At 65.3% G+C, this 17,312-nt stretch carries 17 protein-coding genes and 1 other RNA gene; 5 read left to right on the top strand and 13 right to left on the bottom strand.

Features of this window, described 5'->3' with window-relative positions; genetic code table 11:
• Positions 1-16: 16 nt before the first annotated feature.
• Positions 17-481 (bottom strand): hypothetical protein, encoded by a 465-nt coding sequence (locus tag M3O59_RS14185; RefSeq protein ID WP_116905780.1) that lies wholly within the window; start codon positions 479-481, stop codon positions 17-19.
• Positions 482-494: 13 nt separating this feature from the next.
• Entirely contained in the window at positions 495-1,628 is a 1,134-nt protein-coding gene (purM, locus tag M3O59_RS14180) for a phosphoribosylformylglycinamidine cyclo-ligase (protein WP_181920539.1), read from the bottom strand.
• Positions 1,629-1,650: 22 nt separating this feature from the next.
• Between purM and M3O59_RS14175 the strand changes: the two genes are divergently transcribed.
• Genes M3O59_RS14175 through hda form a run of 3 tightly spaced genes read left to right on the top strand, consistent with a single transcriptional unit; the run spans position 1,651 to position 4,633 of the window.
• Entirely contained in the window at positions 1,651-2,763 is a 1,113-nt protein-coding gene (locus tag M3O59_RS14175) for a DUF2066 domain-containing protein (RefSeq protein WP_064632016.1), read from the top strand.
• A complete protein-coding gene (locus M3O59_RS14170; RefSeq protein WP_064632014.1) occupies positions 2,760-3,926 on the top strand; it encodes an AI-2E family transporter in 1,167 nt (388 codons plus the stop codon). Before M3O59_RS14175 ends, M3O59_RS14170 begins: the two co-directional genes overlap by 4 nt.
• Positions 3,923-4,633, top strand: coding sequence for a DnaA regulatory inactivator Hda (hda, locus tag M3O59_RS14165; RefSeq protein ID WP_116905779.1), 711 nt, complete (start codon positions 3,923-3,925; stop codon positions 4,631-4,633). The genes M3O59_RS14170 and hda overlap by 4 nt, the downstream gene beginning before the upstream one ends.
• A 318-nt stretch (positions 4,634-4,951) precedes the next feature.
• On the opposite strand, the gene murU is transcribed toward hda, so the two are convergent.
• The 5 genes from murU to M3O59_RS14140 all read right to left on the bottom strand — a co-directional run bounded on the left by murU (position 4,952) and on the right by M3O59_RS14140 (position 10,190).
• Positions 4,952-5,662: an N-acetylmuramate alpha-1-phosphate uridylyltransferase MurU gene (murU, locus tag M3O59_RS14160; RefSeq protein ID WP_064632010.1), complete on the bottom strand. Its 711-nt coding sequence runs from the start codon at positions 5,660-5,662 to the stop codon at positions 4,952-4,954.
• Complete coding sequence (locus M3O59_RS14155) at positions 5,659-6,678, bottom strand: aminoglycoside phosphotransferase family protein (RefSeq protein WP_116905778.1); 1,020 nt, start codon at positions 6,676-6,678, stop codon at positions 5,659-5,661. The genes murU and M3O59_RS14155 overlap by 4 nt, the downstream gene beginning before the upstream one ends.
• 58 nt (positions 6,679-6,736) lie before the next feature.
• Complete coding sequence (locus tag M3O59_RS14150) at positions 6,737-7,009, bottom strand: GlsB/YeaQ/YmgE family stress response membrane protein (protein ID WP_064632004.1); 273 nt, start codon at positions 7,007-7,009, stop codon at positions 6,737-6,739.
• 351 nt (positions 7,010-7,360) lie between these two features.
• On the bottom strand, positions 7,361-8,281 hold the full coding sequence (locus M3O59_RS14145; protein WP_373418974.1) for an IS110 family RNA-guided transposase: 921 nt from the start codon (positions 8,279-8,281) through the stop codon (positions 7,361-7,363).
• 415 nt (positions 8,282-8,696) lie between these two features.
• On the bottom strand, positions 8,697-10,190 hold the full coding sequence (locus M3O59_RS14140) for a M20 family metallopeptidase (protein ID WP_116906607.1): 1,494 nt from the start codon (positions 10,188-10,190) through the stop codon (positions 8,697-8,699).
• 157 nt (positions 10,191-10,347) lie between these two features.
• Between M3O59_RS14140 and M3O59_RS14135 the strand changes: the two genes are divergently transcribed.
• Both M3O59_RS14135 and M3O59_RS14130 read left to right on the top strand, forming a co-directional pair.
• Positions 10,348-10,722: a ComEA family DNA-binding protein gene (locus M3O59_RS14135; protein WP_006452365.1), complete on the top strand. Its 375-nt coding sequence runs from the start codon at positions 10,348-10,350 to the stop codon at positions 10,720-10,722.
• 435 nt (positions 10,723-11,157) lie between these two features.
• Positions 11,158-11,946, top strand: a complete 789-nt coding sequence (locus tag M3O59_RS14130; protein WP_116906608.1) for a HutD/Ves family protein — start codon at positions 11,158-11,160, stop codon at positions 11,944-11,946.
• Positions 11,947-12,112: 166 nt separating this feature from the next.
• Here M3O59_RS14130 and M3O59_RS14125 read toward each other — a convergent pair whose 3' ends face one another.
• The 6 genes from M3O59_RS14125 to M3O59_RS14100 form a co-directional block, all read right to left on the bottom strand.
• Positions 12,113-13,960, bottom strand: coding sequence for a flavodoxin domain-containing protein (locus M3O59_RS14125; protein ID WP_249054409.1), 1,848 nt, complete (start codon positions 13,958-13,960; stop codon positions 12,113-12,115).
• The gene (locus tag M3O59_RS14120; protein ID WP_147308557.1) at positions 13,957-14,931 is read right to left on the bottom strand and encodes an FAD:protein FMN transferase; all 975 of its coding nucleotides are present in this window, start codon (positions 14,929-14,931) and stop codon (positions 13,957-13,959) included. The genes M3O59_RS14125 and M3O59_RS14120 overlap by 4 nt, the downstream gene beginning before the upstream one ends.
• A gap of 77 nt (positions 14,932-15,008) precedes the next feature.
• Positions 15,009-15,085: non-coding RNA, sX9 sRNA (locus M3O59_RS14115), on the bottom strand.
• Between the two features lie 59 nt (positions 15,086-15,144).
• A complete protein-coding gene (locus M3O59_RS14110) occupies positions 15,145-15,948 on the bottom strand; it encodes a DUF4198 domain-containing protein (RefSeq protein WP_064632518.1) in 804 nt (267 codons plus the stop codon).
• A gap of 184 nt (positions 15,949-16,132) precedes the next feature.
• Positions 16,133-16,648 carry a DUF2271 domain-containing protein gene (locus M3O59_RS14105; RefSeq protein ID WP_064632520.1) on the bottom strand — a complete coding sequence of 172 codons (516 nt, stop codon included), beginning with the start codon at positions 16,646-16,648 and terminating at the stop codon, positions 16,133-16,135.
• 21 nt (positions 16,649-16,669) lie between these two features.
• Positions 16,670-17,311, bottom strand: coding sequence for a PepSY-associated TM helix domain-containing protein (locus M3O59_RS14100; RefSeq protein ID WP_064632522.1), 642 nt, complete (start codon positions 17,309-17,311; stop codon positions 16,670-16,672).
• Position 17,312: the final 1 nt, after the last annotated feature.

Below are 17,312 nucleotides of genomic sequence, written 5' to 3'. Positions count from 1 at the left end.
TGTGCTCACGGGCGTCTCAGACAGCAGGGGTGCCGGCACCGAACAGAGCCTTGACCTGAGGACGCAGCAACGTCACCAGCGTAAACACGCCAAGCACGGTGCCGAACGGCATGAAGGAACAGGAAATGCCGGCCACGATCAGGCACAGCAGATGCCGTCTGCGCTGGGCGATGCAACGCCCGGCGTAGGCCATGAAACCGGCCAGCATCAGGCCGCAAAGGATAAGCGCGGCCGCAAACACCACGAAGAACCAGCCGAACAAGCGCAGTTCATCCGGTGCCGCTTCTCCATTGCTGCCCTGCATCGGCAATTGCCCGGTGACGATGGCCAGCCACATGAACAGGTGGATCAGCGGGAACAACGAGAACAGCCCGGTGATGCCGGCCAGCACGTAATGAAAGATCGACAGCAGCTTGAAATGCTGCACGTCGTCGGCGCTGGCCGATGCCAACGCCGGCGGTGTGAGTGGGGGCGCGTCCATGCAGGTTCCTCGCTCAGCCGATGCGCACGCGCTCATCACCATGCGCCGGCACCACCTCGCCAATGCGCCAATGGGCCAGCGACTGCGCGTCCAGCGCCTGTTCCAGCGCGGCCGCCTGCGCGGGCGCGGCGATCAGCACGAAGCCGATCCCGCAGTTGAAGGTGCGCCACATTTCGGCATCGGCCACCGCCCCCTCGCGCTGCAGCCAGGCGAAGACCGGCGGCAGCGTCCAGGCGCTGGCGTCGATGTCCAGGCCCAGTCCGTCGGGAATGACGCGAATGATGTTTTCGGTGAGCCCGCCCCCGGTGATGTGCGCCATGGCATGGATCGATTCGCCGTGCGACTTCAGCAGCGCCAGCACCGGCTTGACGTATAGCGCGGTCGGCGCCATCAGCGCATCGATCAACCGGGTGCCATCGTCCAGCACGTGCTCGGCCGGCGCACCGGCACGCTCGTAGATCTTGCGGATCAGCGAATAGCCATTGGAATGCGGGCCCGACGAGGCGATGCCGATCAGCACGTCGCCTGCGCGCACCTGCGCGCCATCCAGCAGCTGCGATTTTTCCACTGCGCCGACGGTGAAGCCGGCCAGGTCGTATTCGCCCGGCGGGTACATGTCGGGCATTTCAGCGGTCTCGCCGCCGATCAGTGCGCAACCTGACAGCTCGCAGCCGCGTGCGATGCCGCCGACCACTGCCGCAGCGGTGTCCACGTCCAGCTTGCCGGTGGCGAAATAGTCCAGAAAGAACAACGGCTCGGCGCCCTGCACCAGCACGTCGTTGACGCACATGCCGACCAGATCGATGCCGATGGTGTCGTGGCGGCCAAGTTGCTGCGCCAGCTTGAGCTTGGTGCCGACGCCGTCGGTGCCGGAGACCAGCACCGGCTCCTTGTACTTGCCGGACAGGTCGAATAGTGCACCGAAGCCGCCCAGGCCACCCATCACCTCCGGCCGGAAGCTGCGCTTGACCAGCGGCTTGATGCGTTCGACCAACGCATTGCCGGCGTCGATGTCGACACCCGCGTCGCGGTAGGTCATGGGCGAGGGGCTGGAAGGCGTTTGGCTGGTCACGGGCGGGGGTGGCTCGGCAGTAAAGGCGGCAATTTTAGCAGCCACGTTGGCGCTAGCGCCCCATTCGGGCAACAATTCACCCGGATACGCTTATGTCATGGAACCGTCGATGCGCCGCAGTCTCGCTTTCTTTCTCGCCCTCGTGGTCGCAATGCCCGTCGCTCCGGCCTTTGCGCAGGCAGATCTGCGCACCGAGGGCGACGTTGCCAAGGCGCAAAGTGCCTACGATGCCGAAGTGCCGGTCAACAGCCAGAGCGAATCCGATCGCCCCGGCGCACTGGCGCGCGCGCTGGGCGCGGTGCTGGGCAAGGTCTCCGGCGACCGCGGCGTAATGAGCCGCCCCGGTGTGCCGCAGGCGCTGCGCAATGCGCCCAATTACGTCGACCACTACGACTACCGCCAGGATCAGGGGACCTCGCGCACTGGCGCGCCGACCTTCCGGACCACCCTGGTGGCGCGCTTCCGGCAATCGGATGTGGATGGCCTGATCGCCGCACTCGGCTTGCCGGTGTGGCCATTGCCGCGGCCCAAGCCGGTGCTGTGGCTGGCCATCGACGACGGCAGCGGCCCGCGGTTGGTCGGGCTGACCCAGGCCAACGCGGCGCGTAGCGTGCTCGACCGTGCCATCGAGCGCGGCTACCGGCTCGGTCTGCCGGGCGGCGCTGCCGCCGAGCAGGCGCTGGCCGGCGCAATCTGGCGCAGGGACACCGCCGCAGTGTCGCGCGCGTCCGCCAAGTACAGCCCGCCGATGCAGTTGATCGGCAAGCTCTACCGCAACGCCGACGGCTGGATCGCCGACTGGGTGTTCGTGGACAACGGCAACGTGCTGTCCAGCTGGACCAGCAGCGACGGCGATGCCCGCCGCGCGATGGCCGCCGGTGCCGACGGCGCCGCCGATGCCTTGGTCAAGCGCTACGCCAAGCGCGTGGATTCGGGCGTGCCCGGCGTCTATCGCGCGGTGATCACCGGCATCAGCAGCGCTGACGACTACCTGCGGGTATCGGCTGCCTTGCAGGGCGTGTCGGTGGTGCGCAGCATCCGCCCGGTCAGCGCCAATGGCGACCGCATGGAGTTGGATCTGGAATTGCTCACGGGCATTTCCGGCCTGAACCGTATGCTCGGCGACAACAGCCCGCTGGTCTCGGTCTCGGTACCGACCGAGGGCCCGATCATTCTCGAAAACGAGCACGCCGAGTACCGCCTGAAATGACTTTGACTCCCGAAGCCGAAATTGCCCAGTTCCTGCGTCGCCTGAAATGGGTAGCGGTGATTGTCGGCGTGTTGTGGGTGGTCTCGCTGCTGTCCCCGATCCTGACCCCGTTCGTGCTGGCGCTGTTGCTGGCATGGTTGGGCGACCCGCTGGTGGACCGCATCGAACGCGCCGGGCGCTCGCGCAATGTGGCGGTGGTGCTGGTGTTCGTGCTGGCAACGCTGATCTTCGTGTTGGCGCTGATGATTCTGGTGCCGATGATCGAGCGCCAGATCATGACCTTGATCGATGCGCTGCCGCAGATGCGCACCTGGGCGATCAGCACGGCGATCCCGTGGCTGGAAGCCAAGACCGGCGTGGAACTGATGGGCTGGCTGGACCCGGAGCGGCTGATCGACTGGATCCGCAGCCACTGGGAACAGGCCGGCGGCGCTGCCAAGACCTTCTTCGGCTACGTGCAGCGTTCGGGCTTTGCGATGGTGACCTGGGTGATCAACCTGGCGCTGCTGCCGATCCTGGCGTTCTATTTCCTGCGCGACTGGGACCGCCTGGTCGAACGGGTGGCTGCAGTGGTTCCGCGCGCCTACATCGGCACCGTGAGCCGGCTGGCGCTGGAATCCAACGACGTGCTGGGTGGCTTCATCCGCGGGCAGTTCCTGGTGATGCTGGCGCTGGGTGCGATCTACGCTACCGGCCTGTCCATCATCGGGCTCAATCTTGGCCTGTTGATCGGCATCATTGCCGGCCTTATCAGCTTCATCCCGTACCTGGGCGCGACCACCGGCATCGTGCTCGCACTGCTGGCGGCCATCGTGCAGGCGCAGGGGCTGGACCTGAAGTTGCTGATCGGCGTGGGCGTGGTGTTCACCGTGGGCCAGTTGCTGGAAAGCTATGTGCTCACGCCGCGGATCGTCGGCGACAAGATCGGCCTGCATCCGGTTGCGGTGATCTTCGCGGTGATGGCCGGCGGCCAGTTGTTCGGCTTCCTGGGCATGCTGCTGGCGTTGCCGGTGGCGGCGGTGGCCAACGTGCTGCTGCGCTATGCGCATGAGCAGTACACCCGCAGCGATCTGTATGCGGGCGAGCGTTCCGGCATCGTGCTGCAGTCCACGCCCGAGCGCAGCGAGATCATCGACCCCGGCAAGGACGCAGAGCGGTTGTGAGCGTTCCGCAATTGCCACTGGCGTTGCGCGCGCCACCCGATCAGCGTTTCGACAGTTACATCGCCGCACCCGATGGCCTGCTTGCGCAATTGCAGGCGCTGGCGGCCGGGCAGGTGAGCGATTGGCTGTACCTGTCCGGCCCGGCCGGCACCGGCAAGACACACCTGGCCTTGTCGCTATGCGCGGCCGCCGTGCAGGCCGGGCGCACGGCTGCCTACCTGCCGCTGCAGGCCGCCGCCGGTCGTTTGCGCGATGCACTCGAAGCGCTGGAAGGCCGCAGCCTGGTCGCGTTGGATGGCGTGGAAAACATCGCCGGGCGGCGCGACGACGAAGTGGCATTGTTCGATTTCCACAACCGCGCCCGCGCGGCCGGCAGCACGCTGTTGTACACCGCACGGCAGATGCCCGACGGATTGCCATTGGTGTTGCCCGATCTGCGTTCGCGGCTGTCGCAATGCATCCGGATCGGGTTGCCGGTGCTCGACGATGCCGCACGCGCGGCGGTGCTGCGCGACCGCGCGCAGCGTCGCGGCCTGGCCCTGGACGACGCTGCAATCGACTGGCTGCTGACCCATAGCGAGCGCGAACTGGCCGGGCTGGTGGCCGTGCTGGATCGGCTGGATCGCGAATCGCTGGCCGCCAAGCGCCGCATCACGGTGCCGTTTTTGCGGCGGGTGCTTGAGGATCGTGGCTCTTCGAGCAGCTGACAGCGTTACCACTCGCACCGCTACGCAGACACGGGCTGCCTGGCGCCTCCCATCAGCACATCTGTCGCAGTGTCCTGGCACTTGAGGCACATCGCCTAGAGCTTGCAGAGCAGAGGGTCTGTGGCGCTGCTGCAAGGCCCTTGCCCGCCCATCATCGCGGGACACGCCGCAAGTACGTCCATGTAGGCCCTGGCGCTGCATCCATGCCGATCAGGGTCCCGCAAATGGCGAGCGGGCAAGAACCCATCGGGATGGTCGTTGTGCATGGTGCAAGCAATGCACGGTGCGCGGCCGGGCGTTGTAGCGGTGTGGTCGCGATCAGCCGCCCTCGTGCAGCAACTGCGCATCCAGCGCCGCCAATCGTTGCGGCGTTCCGACATCGGTCCAGCGTCCGGCATGGTGGATACCGTCGATCAGGCCTGCCGCCATCTGTGCGCGCAGGATGGGCGCCAGCGCAAACCGCGGCGCCGTGCTGCCCTGTGCTGGCAGCGGGCCAATCACCGATTGCCAGTCGCGTAGCAACGCCGGCCGATAGACACCGATGCCGGCGTAGGTATGCGTAGCAGGGAGATCGGCGCGTACCTTGCCATCGGCGTCCAGTGCGAAATCCGCACGCGCTGCATATGCGGGTTGGTCGACCAGCACCAGTTGCGCCATTCCTGCCGGCGCACGCGACAGGCGGGCAAAATCGAAATCGGTCCAGATGTCGCCATTGACCAGCAGAAACGGTGCATCGCCCAGCAGCGGCAGCGCATGCAGCATGCCGCCGCCGGTTTCCAGTGGCGTCGCACCTTCGTAGGAATAGGTCAGCCGTAGACCGAACGCGCTGCCGTCGCCCAGGACCTGCGGAAACTGCTCGGCCAGCCATGAGGTGTTGATGACCACCTCGTCCACGCCCAGTGCCGCCAATTTGCGTAGATGCCACACGATCAACGGCATGCCGCCGACCGAAAGCAGCGGCTTGGGCGTGCGCTCGGTGAGCGGGCGCATGCGCTCGCCGAATCCTGCCGCAAAGATCAGCGCTTTCATGTCGTGACCTGCTGCGCGCGTGCTGCCAATGCGGGCTTGATCACCTCGTCCAGCAGGCCGATCAGCGGCGCAAGCTCGGCATGGCGGGGCAGCACCTCGTCCAGATACGCGATGAAACGCGGCACGTTCTCCAGATACCAATGCTTGCCATCGCGATGGCTCAGGCGCGAGAAAATACCCAGATTCTTCAGATGCCGCTGCACGCCCATCCAGTCCGCATCGCGCAGAAACTGCGCCAGCGGCGGCACCGGCAATCCAGCCGCTGCGGCACGTGCGTGGTAGCGCTCCAGCCAGGCATCCACCCGCGCGATCGGCCAGCTCACCGAGGTGTCCTTGAACAGGCTCACCGGATCGTAGGCAATCGGGCCGATCACGCAATCTTGAAAATCCAGCACCGCCGGGCCATCGGGCACCGGCATCAGATTGCGCGGCATGAAATCGCGATGGGTGAACACGCACGGCTGCGCGAGCGCGTTGTGCATCAAACGGCGCTGCACCAGTTGCAACTGCTCGGCATGGCTGCACTCCAGGTGCACGCCCAGGTGGCGGCCCAGGAACCATTCTTCGAACAAACCCGCGTCGCGTTGCAGCAGCGCTTCACCGAACACGCCGCTGGCGGAAGGTGGCGGGATCTGTTGCAGCAACAGCAGCTGGCCGATCGCGCCATCCAGCACGTCATCGGCGTTGGCCTCGGTGAGCACCTGCGCCAGCGTGGGCACGCCAAGATCTTCCAGCAGCAGGAATCCGGTCTCCAGGTCCTGCGCAATCACCTGCGGCACGCGCACACCGTGCGCGCCCAACAGCGCATGCATGCGCAGCCACGGTGCCACATTTTCCAGCTGTGGCGGCGCATCCATCAAGATGCGATCCACACCGCGGCCTTGCGTGCGCCAGTAACTGCGAAACCCCGCATCGACCGATGCGCGCTGCAGCGACACTTGTGGATCGTCGAGCGCCTGTTGTGCCCAACGCAGGCGAAGCGCGTCGCGCGCGGTATCCGGATGGAGTGACGTCATGAATTGAATGGGTGTAGTGAAGTGATGAATAAAACGGGCAAGACGCGGATTGCAGGGCTCAGCGCTTGCTGCCGCTGAACAACCGCAACAACGCCAGGATGGCGATCGCCCCGAGCAATGCGCCGAGGAAACCGGCCGGCTCACCCGCGCGGTACCACCCCATGTAGCGCCCAAACCAGCTGGCCACCACGGCACCGGCGATGCCCAGCACGATGGTCAGCAGGCAGCCCAGGCGTTGCGTCCCTGGCGTAATGAAGCGGGCCAGCAGCCCGACCACAAAACCGACCAGCAAGATGTAGAGCCAGCTGTCGCTCCCAAACAAAGTGTTCATCGCAGCACCGCAAGTGGACGGGATCGGCAGCCTAGCATTTCGGATGTCGCTGCCTGGCGCAGCGGGCGCAGGAGCGACCGTGCCGATGCATAGGCTTCAGAAAAGCATATTGATCGGCTTCTGCCGCTGTGCGCTTTTGACTTCGGGCAAGGCCATCTCCCCGACCATCCGCTTCCCAGGAGGCATGTTCTATGTCCGCATAAAAATGTCGCGGATGAAGTTTGCGAAACAAAGGCGTTGCGGACGACGCTTCAGGGAAGCAACGGCTCTGCATCAACAAGCCACTACCAAACTCTCCCGAAGAGGAGCAGATCCTAAGTCCCTCTCCCATCGGGAGAGCAACTGTCTTGATCAACTGGCGGCGCTAGCCGCCAGTTGATCTCGCATCTTGGCGTTGAGGATGACCAATAATTTGCGCATCGCCGCCACGAGGGCGACCTTGCCCGCTTTGCCCTGCGTGCGTAGCCGCTGGTAAAACTCGCGCAGGGCCGGGTTGAAGCGCACCGCCACCAGCGCCGCCATGTACAGCACTTGCCGCACGCAGGCGCGTCCTCCCCAGATGCTGCGGGCACCGCGCAACGTGCCGCTGTCGCGTGCCAGCGGCGCCACCCCGACCAGTTTGGCGATCGCCTTGCCGGTGAGACGGCCCAGCTCGGGCAGCTGCGCCGCCAAGGTCGCGACCAGCACCGGGCCGACGCCCTTGACCTGGACCAGCACCTCCAGCTCGGCACGTGCAGCCACCTGTTGGGCGATGCGCGCATCTAGCTCCGCCAGCTCTTTTTGCCATTGCCGCACGCCGGCCTGCGCCCGCTTGCGCAGCCACACATCGGTCAGTTGAGACAGCCGCTGGCGCTCCTGCTGCACCGTCGCCAACACCTGCGTGCGGCGCTGCTGGTACTCGCGCAGCTGACGGCGCCAGCCTTCCAGCGGCTGGTAGGGCGTGAGTGATACCACCATCGCCATCTGCGCCAGCACACGCGCATCCAATGTGTCGGTCTTGGCCAGTTGGCCGATGGCCTTGGCAAAGTCACGCGCCTGGCGAGGGTTCACACGCGCCACCGGCAGGCCGGCCACATGCAGCGCATCCAGCGCTGCCAGTTCGTAGCCGCCCGTGGCCTCCAGCACCACCTGGTGCAGCTCCATGTGTCCCAGCCAGCTGCGCAGCTGGCGCAGACCTGCCGCCGTGTTGGGGAAGCGCCGTTCGCCTTTGCAGCCATGCACATGCACATCCAACCACTGCTTGCTGACATCGATACCTACGCCGTATGCCATGGAAAAACTCCGCTATGCTCGAAGGGTCGAGAGCTCTCCTGGGCTGCCCAGCCTGATCGTTACGAGTGCCAACTCCAGCAACTGTTCGGGCGTTTGCCAGGAGATCCCGGCGTGGCGACCTCGCTCTCCCGCGGTTGTTTAGACCTGTGGGTTATCGGTCGACCACGCCGGCTCTCGACACCTAATCTGGCAGATCGCCAAGAGATAAGGGGTTGGGGTGAGGGTACGGGCCAGGCGAGGGGTGAAGTCTTCCAGCCAAGCCGCACCAGCGAGCCTGATCGCCAAACCAGCCCGCCGAACCACCAGCCACCCAAGCACCCGCCACCCAAGCACCCGCACGAACCGCTACTCACCGCCAATCAGCTTTCCCATCGACCGATGCACGCCAACCGCATGCATCGGTTCAACCGCTGACTCAACAGCACCCATGCCCGCCATGACGGGTGCCGCTGTCGGCCGCCACCGGCGAGCCGCTGGTCTCGCCGCGCAGACAGGCCGCGTGATGATCGGCGATCACCTTCGACACGCAGGCGGTGACGCGCTTGCCCATCGGGATGTGCAGGAACTCATTCGGGCCATGTGCATTGGAGTGCGGGCCAAGCACGCCGGTGATCATGAACTGCGCGCCGGGGAACTTCTCGCCCAGCATGCCCATGAACGGGATCGAGCCGCCTTCGCCCATGTACATGGCCGGCTTGTCGAAGAACGCCTGGCTGGCGTCGTCGATGGCTTTTTCCAGCCACGGTGCCATGGCTGGCGCATTCCAGCCGGACGAGGCCTTTTCCAGTTCAAGCGTTACCTGCGCACCGTTCGGCGGATCGCGCAGCAATGCTTCCTTCAGGAGTTCGCCGCAGGCCTTGCCATCGGCGGTTGGCGGTAGCCGCAGCGACAGTTTTACCCCCGTCTGCGGACGCAGCACGTTGCCGGCCGAAGCCAGCGGCGGCATGCCGTCCACACCGGTAATCGACAGCGCAGGGCGCCAGGTGCGGTTCAACACCAGCTCGGTCAGGTCCTCGTACATCGGCACCAGGCCATCGACCATCGGGAATTTGTCGAAGATGGCGGTATCCAGCGTCGCCGCTGCAGCCTTTGCTTGCGCCAGCCGTTCGGCCGGCACATCTACGTGCAGGCCGTCCAGCAGGATGCGGCCGCTGGTTTCGTCTTCGATACGCGAGAGCAACTGGCGCAGCAAGCGGAAGCTGGACGGCACCACGCCGGAGGCATCGCCCGAGTGCACGCCTTCTTCCAACACCTTCACGGTCAGGTTGCCGCCGGTCAGCCCGCGTAGCGAGGTCGTGCACCACAGCTGCTCGTAATTGCCGCAGCCCGAGTCCAGGCACACCACCAGCGACGGCTTGCCGATGCGCGCGGCCAGGTGATCCACATAAGCGGGCAGGTCGTAGCTGCCGGACTCTTCGCAGGCTTCGATCAGCACCACGCAACGCGCGTGCGACAGGCCCTGGTTGCGCAGCGCCAGGATCGCGGCCAGCGAGCCGAAGATCGCGTAGCCGTCGTCGGCGCCGCCGCGGCCGTACAACTTGTCGTCGCGCAGTACCGGTTCCCACGGGCCAAGGTCGGCGTCCCAGCCGGTCATTTCCGGCTGCTTGTCCAGGTGCCCGTACAGCAGCACGGTGTCCTCGCCCGATTCAGGGCCGGTGGCCGGAATCTCGATGAAGATCAGCGGCGTGCGGCCTTCCAGGCGCACCACCTCGACCTGCATGCCGTCGATGGCCTGCGCGCGCGCCCAGGTTTCCATCAACACGACCGCCTGCTCCATGTAACCATGGGCCACCCAATCGCCGTCGAACATCGGCGACTTGTTGGGAATACGGATGTAATCGACCAGTTGCGGGACGATCTCGCGGTCCCAGGTGTCGCTGATGAATTGGTCGATCTTGGCGCTGTCCATGAAGGCTCCGAATGCGTGACGTAATCAAACATTCTACGCCCGCGTCAGAGGGTAGGCATTTCCCTACAAGGCGGCGCGCAGTTCACCTGCTGTGTGAAAAGTTCGTTGGCGATAGGATTGCTGCATGTGGCGCGGGACACTGGCTCCGCCGGCAGGAATGCTGGCTAGGACCATCACCCAAGCCACAAGGAGCGTTGCAATGAAGTCATTTACCGTAGTCCTGAAGTCCCTGCTACTGGCGTTGCTGTTGTCCTCGAATGCGTATGCACTCGACAAGGTCGATATCAACACCGCGTCTGCTGAGGAATTGGACAAGGTGCTGACGAATGTCGGGCGATCAAAAGCCGAGGCAATCGTCGAGCACCGTCAGGCAAACGGTCCTTTCAAAAGTGCCGAGGAACTGGCACTGGTCAAGGGCATCGGACTCAAGACGGTCGAACGGAATCGAGACCTGATCGAAGTAGGAGCCACGATGGCTCCCGCCAAGAAGGCTGCCAAGGGGGCGGCGGTGAAACCGGTGGGACGGCGTTAAGGGGAAGGGATCCGAGATACGGTTCGACGCGAGGATGCGTGGCCGCAACCTAACTGGACAGGATGTCCGGGGGATGGCTGGAAGCCGACAAGGACGTGGAATCGCCCGGTGTTGCACTTGGATGTGCAGCCGGGCGTTTTTCGTTTGGGCGCCCAAGGATTTTGGGATCGTCCAGCTGCAAGGTATTTAGGGTTGCCAGCCGCGCGTAGCGGGCAGATGCCAGGCTGATATGGACGGCGACCCGACGGCAGGGTGATCGAACACCAGGGTGATCCAGTTGTATATGCCCGTACCGATCACTGGCACGCCCGTCGGTCAGCAGCGCATTCGTTTTGTTAGCCGCCATGGAAGCCGGAGTCATTCGGAGATTCCTTTTGCTTGGGCAGGTAAGCGAGCTGGCAACGGATGGCGTGAGGCTTCGGGCACAATGCTCGGATGCAGCTGACAGACCTGAGCAGCCGGGTGATTCCGGCCAATGAATACCGCCGCGAGCGGTGGCGCAATCAATTGGGTTGGACACGCGAAATCCTGCGTCTGGGCGATGCGGATGCGTGGTCGCTGCGTCTGTCTATTGCCGAGATAGAGCACGATGCTCTGTTTTCTGCATTTCCGGGGATCGATCGCGAATTGGTGCTATTGCAGGGCAATGGCATGCGGTTGCGGTTCGGTGGTGGCAATGGCAATGCCGGCTCCGGTCCTGCTGGTGGCGAGCGTGATGGTACCGACGTCAGCGTCTACGCCAGCAACAGCAACAGCAACAGCAACAGCAACAGCAACGCCAACCTCGACGACAGTGCTGACGCGCACAGCGATGCCGACATCAGTGTTGCGAGCGGTGGGCGTGTCGCCGAACTCCTGCCGCCGTATCAGCGGGTCCGCTTTGCTGGCGAAGACGCGGTGCATGCGACGCTGCTCGATGGTCCAACCCTGGATTTCAATCTGCTGTGGCGGCGCGATCTGCTGCAGACCGAGCTGCTGCATCGTCCGCTGGTCGGCACCATGTTGTTCTTTGCAGACCCGGGCAGCGCGTGGGCGATCCACCTGCTTGCCGGCCAGGCGAGCTTTGGGCGCGATAGCGCGTTGCCGCCATTGGTGGCCGGCGATACTGCGTGGCTGAGCGCTGCGGCGCGCACCCGCTATGTTCTCGACGGCGGTGGCGAATTGTTGGCGATCCGGGTGAGTCCGCTTGCTGGCATTGAGCCAGCAGGGCACAGGGCTGACTGAGTTCTGCACGTGGCGGGTTGGCCAGTGGCGGCAATCCACACTGCCGGCGTGCAGTCCGGGCGCGTTGGATATGCATCTGACCGCGACTTGCAGATCGTGCTCTGGATACTGCGACGCGCGCGCTGGCTATCGGTTCGAACGGCAGCCCAGCGGCGCGGCCTCCAGGTCAGTAAACGTCGCGTCGGTAGCGGCCGTTTTCCAGCAGTTGCTGCCGGGCATTGGCGCCCAGGATGTTGTCCAGCGTCTGGTCTACCTCCGGTGCCATGCCACGCAGGCTGCCGCAGACGTAGAGGCAGGCACCTTGTTCGACCCATCGGCGCACGTCGTCGGCGGCTGCAGCCAGTGCGTGTTGCACGTAGCGTGCGGGTTGATCCTGGTCGCGCGAGTACACGCGGTCCAGGCGTTCTAGCCAACCGGTTTGTTGCCAGTGCTGCAGTTCGTCGGCGTAGAGCGCATCGTGCGCGGCGTTGCGCTCGCCGAACACCAGCCAGTTGCGCCGTGCGCCGGCAGCGATGCGTGCGCGCAGATGTGCACGCAGGCCAGCGATGCCGGTGCCGTTGCCGATCAGCAGCATGGGCTGGTCCGGTGCAGGCGGATGGAAACCGGGGTTGCTGCGCAGGCGTAATGCGATCGGCACGCCGATCGGTGCGTGCACGCACAGCCAGCCGCTTCCCAGGCCCAGGCTACCGTCGCTGTGCCGGTGCTCGCGTACCAGCAGCTCGACATGCCCGTCGTCAGGGATGGACGCGAGCGAGTAGTCGCGATGAGGCAGGGCGACCAGGTTGCGCACTAGCGTCGGTGCGTCCAGTGGTGTTGCGCTGCTGATGCCTGGAGTTGTCTCCGCAGTGGCCGATGATGTTGCAGCCGCAGCCGCAGCCGCAGCCGCAGCCGCGGTTCCAGTTGCATCCGCATCCGCATCTCCATCTGCGGTGATTGCAGCTACGACTGCATCTACTTGTGTACCTACAGCCGCATTTACTTCTGCAGCTATTTTTGCGTCCGCCCTGGCAGCTCCCTTTTCGGCTGCTTTCCTATCCATATCCATATCCATATCAACGGCTGCGGCCGAATCTGCAGGAAGCTGCGCACCGCTGAGCCAGTCGCGCAGTGTGCGGTTGTCGATACGCTGCTCGCCATCGCGCCGATGCTGCTGCAACCAGGAATCCACGGTAGCGGGTGGATGTTGCGGGGCGACCTCGGCGATGTCGCCTGCCTTCCAGGTCGGTAAGTGACCATCGCACGGCGTCAGCCGCAGGCGGTAGATCGCCGCGCCGGCACTGCCGGGATTGACATGGACACGCTCGCGCAGCTGCCAGGCCGCATAGGTCGGCACGCTCCAATCCGGCTGCGTCGCAAGCGCCGGCGCCAGTTCCGCCAGCTGTCGCTGCCATTGCTGCAGTGCACGTGGGTCGGCGTTGTCGACATCGATGCGCGCGAACACCGGCATGGCGCCGCGTGCCTGCAGACGTTCGTCGAGGCGCCTGCCGAACGCGCAGAACTGCGCGTAACGCCGGTCGCCCAGCGCCAGCACGGCGTAACGCACTGCAGCCAGATCCTGGCCGTCGCCTGCAAGCCAGCCGCGCTCGGCTGCCTGCATGTGATCCGGTGCATCGCCTTCGCCGGTAGTGCTGACGATGCACAACAGCTGCGGCACACGTGCGAGTTGGTGGGCATCCACGGCGTCCAGCGGCAGTGCGTATGCGCCCACGCCTGCCGATTGCAGTGCGGTGGCGCTGCGTTCGGCCAGCTCGCGTGCGAACCCGGTCTGGCTTGCCCAGGCGACAAGCACGCCGCTGGCAGCGCCGGGTTGTGCGATGACGCGCGTGCGCCACGCGACGATGACGCAGAGCACGGCGTATACCGCCATGCCGAGTGCAGCCAGTTGCCAGCGATGCTCCGTCGGCGGGCTCCACCATGCGCCGTCATGCAGGCTGCCGAACCAGCCGAGCAGCGCCGTCAAGGCCAGCAACGCAAGGCCATTGCCGAGCAGGGCGCGGGGCGTTGCAAGACTCATGAAGCAGCCAGGTACTGTTCGAAGGCAGGGCTCAGCGATTCGTGTAGCGCACCTTCGCTGCGCGATAGAAAGCGCACCGCAAGGTGCGCAGTGCGCGCATAAGCAAGGCCGTTAACGATGCCGAGTACGGTCATTGCCGTGGCCCAGGCATCGGCGTGCATCGCATCGCGTGCGAGCACGGTGACGGCGGCGGGGGCGTGCGGCACCGGTGCGCCGGTGCGCGGGTCGAAGGTGTGCGCGTAGCGTGTGCCGTTGGCATCGAAGCGGTGCCAGCGATCGCCCGAGGTGGCTACCGCCAGGCCATCCAGCGCGAGGACGCGTGCCGGCAAGGCTGCGCCGGCATCTTCGTCGGGTGCGGATTCGACCAAGCCCCGCCACGTGCTGCCATCCGGCTTGCGGCCGTATCCGAACAGTTCGCCGCCCACCTCGATCAAGGCGCTGGCGATGTCGGCCTGCACGAGCGCGCGGTGCACGCTGTCTACGCCGAATCCTTTGGCAATGCCCGACAGATCCAGTGCCACTGCGCCAGGCTGCAGGAGGCGCCTTTCCTGCAGATCCAGCCGCTGCCAGCCGCAACGCAGGCTGGCCAGCGCGATCTGCTCGCGTGACGGCACCCGTTGTCTTCCGCCGGAGGCGCCGAAGCCCCACAGCTCCACCATCGGGCCGACGGTCGGATCGAAGGCGCCGCCACTGGCCTGGGCAATCTGCAGCGCCGCGCGCAGTACTGTGTGGAAATCGTCGGGCAGGGTCTGCCAGTGACCGGCCGGGGCGCGGTTGTAACGGCTGATGTCTGAATCGGCCTCCCAGGTGCTCATCTGCGCCACGACGCGATCCAGCGCGGCCTGGATGCCTGCGTGCAGCGGGTGCAGGTCGCGCCCGCGTGGCGCCACCAGTTTCACGCTCCAGGTAGTGCCCATGCTGCGGCCGCCCAGGGTGGCGATGTCGTGGTCGGAGGAAGGCGCTGCAGGCATGGCGTGATCGTGTGAGGAGCAGGGAGCGGCAGGATGCAGCAAACGTGCATTTCCTGCCGCCTCTGGTAGCTTGGAGCGGCAAACAACGCCTGGCGCGCAGTCGTCAGACGGGTGCGTGCGGCGCGCTCAGCACCGGAGCGTACGCGTGGCACATGCCGCACCGGGCACCGGCCGCGCCCGCCTGGCGGCGAGCGCAGTCGTTTTTAGCTACTCTTACTGCGGCAGCACTTCCAGCGTGGCGACATAGCCAAGGCGACGTTGCTTGGCCTGCGGCAACGAGGTCTTGCGGTCTTCGCTGGTGGCTTCCAGCCAGTACATGCCCGCGTCCGGCCAAGTTACGCTGAAGCCGCCCTTGGCATCGGTCTTCAGCTTGATCTCGTTCTGCGCATCGCGATACCGGGTGCCGCCACGCACGATTTCGATTTCCAGCCCGGCGGCCGGTTTGCCGTCCAGCTGCAGGGTGAACTGCGCGGCTTCGCCGGCGACCAGATCGTTGGGGTGCGTCACCGGAATCAACTCGATGCCCTTGCCGCTGGGCTTGAACACCGTGGTCGTCGGTGCGCCGCGGGTGACGAAGGTTTCCACCCGGTTGAACGATTGCGACACCTGCAATTCCTTGGCGTTCTTCGGCACTTCGGTGGCGAAGCTGGCTTCATTGCCGCGCCAGCGCTTGGGTTTGCCGTCTTCCTTCCAGCTGGCGAACAGGCCGGCGTTGACGATGGCGAGCTTGTAGGTGCCGGGCTGGGTGAGCTGCAGGTCGAACACGCTGCGGTACTTGCCGGTGGCAGGGTTCTCCGGCTTGAGCGCGCTGCCATCGGGTGCGGTGATGCTCAGGTTGTCCAGCCGCAGCGGCACATGGTTGAAGTAAAACAGGTCATTGGAAACTGCGGCATCCACCGTGATCCACGGCGCTTCGCCGGCGATGACGGTCTGCGAGGGCAACAACCAGACTTTGTGGGCGAGTGCGCTGACCGGCAGTGCGGCAAGCATGGCGATCAGGACGAGCGAACGTTTCATGACAACTCCTTGAAAGACGATGACAACGATGGGTCACGTGTCTGATCAGCGCGAGACTGCAGCGCTGCGTGGATGCGTGGAAAACGATGGATCTTGCGCGATTAGCCTTGGCGTAACGCGCAGGGCGCGCCTTGTACAACGACGCACGACACATTGCACAGTGTGGACAACGGCCGTGCAGCGCTCAGGGCTTTGCAACCAGGCTGACCACACCGAGCTCGGTGCCGCCGCTGGCTTTTGCTGTCTGTGCGGATGTGGCCGGCCAGGTGAAAGGCACCTTGACCAGTTCGCGGCCGCCGACTTCACGCGCGGCTTCTACCACCAGCGTGTATTGCCCGGCTGGCAGCGACTTCAATGCGCCCTTGGTGTCGGAGAACGACAGCGCATGCGCGCCAGCCGGGCGGGTGGGGCCGCTGACACCATCGACCGGCACGTTCAGCGTGCGGCCGCTCTTGCGCCACCACTGGCGCAGATCCGGCAGCCACTTGGTGCCGTGGCCTTCGGCGGTGTCCTTGGACTGGTACCACACCGCCAGATTGGCGGCGACCTTCTGGTCTGCGCCTTCCACCCAGATCGCCACGTACGGGCGGTGGTATTCGGCGACATTGAGCTTGGGAATCTCCACGTTGATGTCGAGCGTGGCAGCGTACGCCGGCATGGCGAGCAGGCCGCTCAAAGCGATGGTCAAGGTGGCGCGCATGATCGTCTCCGGTAGAAAAGGTCAGTGAATCAACAGCAGGGCAAGCAGCAGCGGAATCAACAGGCCCAGCCCGACCAACGGCCAGGTCATGCGCCGCTGGCGTGCGTGCAGATGCAGCAGGAACAGGCCGGTGATGCAGAACACCAGGCAGGCGATGGCGAACACGTCGATGAACCAGCCCCAGGCCGGCCCGGCATTGCGTCCCTTGTGCAGATCGTTGAGATAGGCGATCGCGCCACGCCCGGTGCGTTCGTATTCGACCGCGCCGGTGCTGCGGTCCAGACTCAGCCAGGCGTCGCCGCCGGGGCGTGGCAGCGCGACATACACCTCGTCCGCGGACCATTCGCCACTGCGCGTGCCGATACTGATGTCCAGCTCGCGCCCCAGCCATTGCGCCACGCGCGGCGGCAGCGGTGCATTGCCGTCCTGCCGCTTGTCCAAGGTGTTGAGCAGGGCGGGCGGCAGCGTCAGCGTGCGCTGTTCGGTCGATGGGCTGGCCTCGATGCGTGCAGCGTGGTTCAAGGTCAGCCCGGTGATAGTAAACAACAGCATGCCGATCAGGCACAGCGCCGAGCTGATCCAGTGCCACTGATGCAGCATGCGCAGCCAGAAACCGCGGCGTTGCTGCGCGCTGGCGAGGGGCGTGTGGGTCGGTGTCGACATG

This window comes from Xanthomonas nasturtii (assembly GCF_023337365.3).
Classification (GTDB): Bacteria; Pseudomonadota; Gammaproteobacteria; order Xanthomonadales; family Xanthomonadaceae; genus Xanthomonas; species Xanthomonas nasturtii.
Note: the sequence above shows the minus strand (reverse complement) of the source record. Positions and strands in the feature narration are given on the sequence as shown.

Excerpts from the sequence above, each read along its gene's own strand:
- M3O59_RS14140 (WP_116906607.1), bottom strand. The coding sequence starts at position 10,190 with ATGGACAGCGCCAAGATCGACCAATTCATCAGCGACACCTGGGACCGC.
- M3O59_RS14155 (WP_116905778.1), bottom strand. The coding sequence starts at position 6,678 with ATGACGTCACTCCATCCGGATACCGCGCGCGACGCGCTTCGCCTGCGT.
- M3O59_RS14145 (WP_373418974.1), bottom strand. The coding sequence starts at position 8,281 with ATGGCATACGGCGTAGGTATCGATGTCAGCAAGCAGTGGTTGGATGTG.
- M3O59_RS14105 (WP_064632520.1), bottom strand. The coding sequence starts at position 16,648 with ATGCGCGCCACCTTGACCATCGCTTTGAGCGGCCTGCTCGCCATGCCG.
- murU (WP_064632010.1), bottom strand. The coding sequence starts at position 5,662 with ATGAAAGCGCTGATCTTTGCGGCAGGATTCGGCGAGCGCATGCGCCCG.
- M3O59_RS14125 (WP_249054409.1), bottom strand. The coding sequence starts at position 13,960 with ATGAGTCTTGCAACGCCCCGCGCCCTGCTCGGCAATGGCCTTGCGTTG.
- M3O59_RS14135 (WP_006452365.1), top strand. The coding sequence starts at position 10,348 with ATGCTGGCTAGGACCATCACCCAAGCCACAAGGAGCGTTGCAATGAAG.
- M3O59_RS14130 (WP_116906608.1), top strand. The coding sequence starts at position 11,158 with ATGCAGCTGACAGACCTGAGCAGCCGGGTGATTCCGGCCAATGAATAC.
- M3O59_RS14110 (WP_064632518.1), bottom strand. The coding sequence starts at position 15,948 with ATGAAACGTTCGCTCGTCCTGATCGCCATGCTTGCCGCACTGCCGGTC.
- M3O59_RS14150 (WP_064632004.1), bottom strand. The coding sequence starts at position 7,009 with ATGAACACTTTGTTTGGGAGCGACAGCTGGCTCTACATCTTGCTGGTC.
- M3O59_RS14170 (WP_064632014.1), top strand. The coding sequence starts at position 2,760 with ATGACTTTGACTCCCGAAGCCGAAATTGCCCAGTTCCTGCGTCGCCTG.
- M3O59_RS14120 (WP_147308557.1), bottom strand. The coding sequence starts at position 14,931 with ATGCCTGCAGCGCCTTCCTCCGACCACGACATCGCCACCCTGGGCGGC.
- M3O59_RS14175 (WP_064632016.1), top strand. The coding sequence starts at position 1,651 with ATGGAACCGTCGATGCGCCGCAGTCTCGCTTTCTTTCTCGCCCTCGTG.
- M3O59_RS14100 (WP_064632522.1), bottom strand. The coding sequence starts at position 17,311 with ATGTCGACACCGACCCACACGCCCCTCGCCAGCGCGCAGCAACGCCGC.
- M3O59_RS14185 (WP_116905780.1), bottom strand. The coding sequence starts at position 481 with ATGGACGCGCCCCCACTCACACCGCCGGCGTTGGCATCGGCCAGCGCC.